Here is a 1193-nt window from a genome sequence, read left to right as displayed (position 1 = left end):
GCAACTACGGTGCAGCGGCGGTCAATGGCGTAACATACGCAGGCGAGGTTGCATTGTTCGCGCTGACACTGGGCGGTAGCCAGGCGTACATGGCTTCAACGCGGGCGGCGTTGCCGGCGGTTGAGAGCGTTGTCGCAAAGGAAGCACCACTTCTCCTGAAGGGGCCGCCCGTACTGCAGCAGACGCCGGGTGGGCGTGTGCTGACAGAACACGCAGCAGAACGCATGGCTACGCCGCCTGCCGGAAGGGCGCCCATGTCGGCCGCTCAGGTTGACCAGGTACTCGATGGTGCCACGAACATCCGAAAGATGTCGCCTCATCCCTTGGGGGATACGTTGACTATCCAGAACAAAAACATGCCGGGGGCTCCGCAAGTGGTTATCGATGCGGCGACAGGCAATCGTGTGATCACTGTCATCAACCCCAGGCTTCGGAAATGATCATGGGCTCAGAAAACACTTCCCTCGCCGAGCTTCTTGCTAAGTTCATCAACGGCGAAGATGTTTCCATTGCTAGCGCGAATGCAATTGAGGTCGCTCTTGACGAAGCGTTTCCTGATGACGACCTGATGCAGGACACCGTGCTCATGCTCGCATCGTATCGTCCTGGTGGAGGCGATTTCCTGTATGGCGAGCAGCAGGTGAGGCGTCAGCTGGAGAAAGCTCTGAAGCGGCTGTTGTAGTTCGAAAAATAGGAGACGCACCACGGATTGGGGAAGTGACTTGACCGTGGTGCGTCTGACTGCACCACCACCACCTACAGCGCCAACGGCCTGCCGGTCACGCTGACCGACGCCAAGGGCAACCGCACCACCTACGAGTACGACGGCCACGACCGCCGGGTGAAGCTGCGCTACCCGCACCCCACCACGGTTGGCACCTCATCGACCACCGACTACGAGCAGTACGGCTACAACGCCGTCGGCAGCCTCACGAGCCACAGGAAGCGCAGCGGCGAGACGGTCACCTTCGCCTACGACAACCTGCACCGCCTGACCAGCCGCAGCTACCCCACGGCCGCGGACAACGTCGCCTTCGCCTACGACCTGCTGGGCCGTCGTACCCAGGCCAGGTACGCCGACAACAGCCACACCGTGGCCTACGTGTGGGATGCGGCCGGGCGCCTGACCAGCACCACCGCCGGCGGCAAGACGCTCGCCTACCAGTACGACGCAGCGGGCAACCGCACCCGTC

The 1193-nt window shown here is 62.3% G+C and carries 3 protein-coding genes; all 3 read left to right on the top strand.

Annotated elements, in window-relative coordinates; genetic code table 11:
- A partial coding sequence (locus tag DNK49_RS24510) for a hypothetical protein (protein ID WP_207807102.1) occupies positions 1-440 on the top strand: 440 nt, incomplete at its 5' end.
- A 2-nt stretch (positions 441-442) separates the two neighbouring features.
- Positions 443-682: a hypothetical protein gene (locus tag DNK49_RS23025; protein WP_110530403.1), complete on the top strand. Its 240-nt coding sequence runs from the start codon at positions 443-445 to the stop codon at positions 680-682.
- Between the two features lie 90 nt (positions 683-772).
- On the top strand, positions 773-1193 hold a 421-nt coding region (locus tag DNK49_RS23020; RefSeq protein ID WP_165843430.1), incomplete at its 3' end, for an RHS repeat domain-containing protein.

It is taken from the genome of Parazoarcus communis SWub3 = DSM 12120 (genome assembly GCF_003226565.1).
GTDB classification, from domain to species: domain Bacteria; phylum Pseudomonadota; class Gammaproteobacteria; order Burkholderiales; family Rhodocyclaceae; genus Parazoarcus; species Parazoarcus communis.
Note: the sequence above shows the minus strand (reverse complement) of the source record. Positions and strands in the feature narration are given on the sequence as shown.

Bases quoted from the DNA above. Each gene is read 5' to 3' on its own strand.
- DNK49_RS23025 (WP_110530403.1), top strand. From the start codon at position 443: ATGGGCTCAGAAAACACTTCCCTCGCCGAGCTTCTTGCTAAGTTCATC.